The 2,553-nt window shown below is 51.4% G+C and carries 22 tRNA genes and 2 rRNA genes; all 24 read right to left on the bottom strand.

The window, feature by feature from the left end:
- Positions 1 to 328 (bottom strand): 16S ribosomal RNA (locus VN21_RS12445); the annotation flags it as partial.
- A 149-nt stretch (positions 329 to 477) separates the two neighbouring features.
- Positions 478 to 554 (bottom strand) — tRNA-Met (locus tag VN21_RS12440).
- A gap of 13 nt (positions 555 to 567) precedes the next feature.
- A tRNA-Phe gene (locus tag VN21_RS12435) sits at positions 568 to 643 on the bottom strand.
- Between the two features lie 5 nt (positions 644 to 648).
- Positions 649 to 725, bottom strand: a tRNA-Ile gene (locus tag VN21_RS12430).
- A 5-nt stretch (positions 726 to 730) separates the two neighbouring features.
- Positions 731 to 807 (bottom strand) — tRNA-Pro (locus VN21_RS12425).
- A 29-nt stretch (positions 808 to 836) separates the two neighbouring features.
- A tRNA-Trp gene (locus tag VN21_RS12420) sits at positions 837 to 912 on the bottom strand.
- 10 nt (positions 913 to 922) lie between these two features.
- Positions 923 to 999, bottom strand: a tRNA-Ile gene (locus VN21_RS12415).
- A gap of 7 nt (positions 1,000 to 1,006) precedes the next feature.
- A tRNA-Pro gene (locus VN21_RS12410) sits at positions 1,007 to 1,083 on the bottom strand.
- A gap of 8 nt (positions 1,084 to 1,091) precedes the next feature.
- A tRNA-Ser gene (locus VN21_RS12405) sits at positions 1,092 to 1,183 on the bottom strand.
- A 9-nt stretch (positions 1,184 to 1,192) separates the two neighbouring features.
- Positions 1,193 to 1,281: transfer RNA gene (locus tag VN21_RS12400), tRNA-Ser, on the bottom strand.
- Between the two features lie 2 nt (positions 1,282 to 1,283).
- Positions 1,284 to 1,359: transfer RNA gene (locus tag VN21_RS12395), tRNA-Lys, on the bottom strand.
- Between the two features lie 12 nt (positions 1,360 to 1,371).
- Positions 1,372 to 1,447: transfer RNA gene (locus VN21_RS12390), tRNA-Gln, on the bottom strand.
- A 7-nt stretch (positions 1,448 to 1,454) separates the two neighbouring features.
- Positions 1,455 to 1,531 (bottom strand) — tRNA-Arg (locus VN21_RS12385).
- 16 nt (positions 1,532 to 1,547) lie between these two features.
- Positions 1,548 to 1,621 (bottom strand) — tRNA-Gly (locus VN21_RS12380).
- A 14-nt stretch (positions 1,622 to 1,635) separates the two neighbouring features.
- Positions 1,636 to 1,720 (bottom strand) — tRNA-Tyr (locus VN21_RS12375).
- 4 nt (positions 1,721 to 1,724) lie between these two features.
- Positions 1,725 to 1,799: transfer RNA gene (locus VN21_RS12370), tRNA-Thr, on the bottom strand.
- 4 nt (positions 1,800 to 1,803) lie between these two features.
- Positions 1,804 to 1,879, bottom strand: a tRNA-Asn gene (locus tag VN21_RS12365).
- Positions 1,880 to 1,895: 16 nt separating this feature from the next.
- Positions 1,896 to 1,972: transfer RNA gene (locus VN21_RS12360), tRNA-Asp, on the bottom strand.
- Positions 1,973 to 1,977: 5 nt separating this feature from the next.
- Positions 1,978 to 2,053: transfer RNA gene (locus tag VN21_RS12355), tRNA-Val, on the bottom strand.
- A 10-nt stretch (positions 2,054 to 2,063) separates the two neighbouring features.
- Positions 2,064 to 2,137: transfer RNA gene (locus tag VN21_RS12350), tRNA-Gly, on the bottom strand.
- Between the two features lie 9 nt (positions 2,138 to 2,146).
- Positions 2,147 to 2,221: transfer RNA gene (locus tag VN21_RS12345), tRNA-Glu, on the bottom strand.
- 14 nt (positions 2,222 to 2,235) lie between these two features.
- Positions 2,236 to 2,311, bottom strand: a tRNA-Met gene (locus VN21_RS12340).
- Between the two features lie 14 nt (positions 2,312 to 2,325).
- Positions 2,326 to 2,414 (bottom strand) — tRNA-Leu (locus VN21_RS12335).
- Between the two features lie 5 nt (positions 2,415 to 2,419).
- Positions 2,420 to 2,536 (bottom strand): 5S ribosomal RNA (gene rrf / locus VN21_RS12330).
- Between the last annotated feature and the right edge of the window lie 17 nt (positions 2,537 to 2,553).

Here is a 2,553-nt window from a genome sequence, read left to right as displayed (position 1 = left end):
AGGAGTCTGGACCGTGTCTCAGTTCCAGTGTGGCCGATCACCCTCTCAGGTCGGCTACTGATCGTTGCCTTGGTAAGCCATTACCTTACCAACTAGCTAATCAGACGCGGGTCCATCCTGTACCGCCGGAGCTTTGATACAAAAGCCATGCGACTTTCGTATGTTATCCCGTATTAGTATACCTTTCGGTATGTTATCCGTGTGTACAGGGCAGGTTACCCACGCGTTACTCACCCGTCCGCCGCTCTCTCCGAAGAGATCGCTCGACTTGCATGTGTTAGGCACGCCGCCAGCGTTCATCCTGAGCCAGGATCAAACTCTCAAATATAATTTAAAAAGTTGTCCATCGCTCAGCTAATCATTATCTGAATATCTGGCTTGGTTGTTTGTGTTTAATTCTTTTAAAAAAGAATTTATATAATTAACCTACTGTTTAATTTTCAAAGTTCTTAAATGTGTTTAATTATATTTCTTAGATGGTACCGGTAACAGGAGTCGAACCTGTGACCTTTCGGGTATGAACCGAACGCTCTAGCCAACTAAGCTATACCGCCACAGTTATATAAATGGTGCCCAGAGGCGGAATCGAACCACCGACACGGGGATTTTCAGTCCCCTGCTCTACCGACTGAGCTATCTGGGCATTTCTGGTGGGCCTAGCTGGACTCGAACCAGCGACCTCACGCTTATCAGGCGTGCGCTCTAACCACCTGAGCTATAGGCCCCCAATTGGTCGAGGTGGAGGGACTCGAACCCCCGGCCCCATGGTCCCAAACCACGTGCGCTACCAAACTGCGCTACACCTCGATATAATCTTATTTATATAATTGTTTTAGTGGCAGGGGTGGAGGGACTCGAACCCCCGGCGCACGGTTTTGGAGACCGACGCTCTACCAACTGAGCTACACCCCTATGCATTTTTTGGTGGACCTTCAGGGACTCGAACCCCGGACCTACCGGTTATGAGCCGGGCGCTCTAACCAACTGAGCTAAAGGTCCACATTATTGGTCGAGGTGGAGGGACTCGAACCCCCGGCCCCATGGTCCCAAACCACGTGCGCTACCAAACTGCGCTACACCTCGTCAATTATTGGCGGAGAAGGAGGGATTCGAACCCTCGCACCGGTTAACCCAGCCTAATCCCTTAGCAGGGGATCCTCTTGAGCCACTTGAGTACTTCTCCATATTAATTTGGCGGAGAGGGTGGGATTCGAACCCACGGCCCCTTTCGGAGTCACTGGTTTTCAAGACCAGCTCCTTAAACCACTCGGACACCTCTCCATTGGTGATCCATCCGCGACTCGAACGCGGGACACCCTGATTAAAAGTCAGGTGCTCTACCGACTGAGCTAATGGATCATTTTATTTACTTGGCAGGGGATGCAGGACTCGAACCTACGCATGTAGCAGTCAAAGTGCTATGCCTTACCGACTTGGCGAATCCCCTATAAATGTGGTGAGCGCACAGGGATTCGAACCCCGGACACACGCCTTAGAAGGGCGTTGCTCTATCCAGCTGAGCTATGCACCCACATTGTATGTTGTTTTGGAGCGGGTGAAGGGGATCGAACCCTCACAGCCGGCTTGGAAGGCCGGAACTCTACCATTGAGCTACACCCGCGCAAATTATTAAGTTGGTGGAGGATGGTGGATTCGAACCACCGAAGTCAGTGACAACAGATTTACAGTCTGCCCCCTTTGGCCGCTCGGGAAATCCTCCACGTTGGAGCTAGTGATAGGAATCGAACCTACAACCTGCTGATTACAAGTCAGCTGCTCTACCGTTGAGCCACACTAGCATATTGGCGGGAATAACAGGACTCGAACCTGTGACCCATTGATTAACAGTCAATTGCTCTACCAACTGAGCCATATTCCCGCGTATTTAATTATTTTGGCGACCTGGAAGGGACTCGAACCCTCGACCTCCAGCGTGACAGGCTGGCATTCTAACCAGCTGAACTACCAGGCCGCAATTGGTGGGACTAACAGGGCTCGAACCTGTGACCCCCTGCTTGTAAGGCAGGTGCTCTCCCAGCTGAGCTATAGTCCCATGTTTATTCTGGAGCGGGTGAAGGGGATCGAACCCTCACAGCCGGCTTGGAAGGCCGGAACTCTACCATTGAGCTACACCCGCATATTTAATTGGTGACCCATAGGGGAATCGAACCCCTGTTACCGCCGTGAAAGGGCGGTGTCTTGACCGCTTGACCAATGGGCCTTATAAAATTTTAATGGTTGCGGAGGCAAGACTCGAACTTGCGACCTTCGGGTTATGAGCCCGACGAGCTGCCAACTGCTCCACCCCGCGATGTTTTATTAAAATGGTGCCGAAGACCGGAATCGAACCGGTACGAGAGGTAAGTCCCGCAGGATTTTAAGTCCTGTGCGTCTGCCAGTTCCGCCACTTCGGCACATCACCTAGCTACGTCCTACTCTCCCAGGCAGCTTCCCACCAAGTACCATCGGCGCTAAAGAGCTTAACTTCTGTGTTCGGAATGGGAACAGGTGTATCCTCTTTGCTATAATAACTAGATTATGTAAGTTCATTTT

It is taken from the genome of Paraclostridium benzoelyticum, from assembly GCF_001006285.1.
Classification (GTDB): Bacteria; Bacillota; Clostridia; order Peptostreptococcales; family Peptostreptococcaceae; genus Paraclostridium; species Paraclostridium benzoelyticum.
The sequence above is the reverse complement of the archived record's forward strand: the minus strand, read 5'-3'. Positions and strand labels throughout refer to the sequence as shown.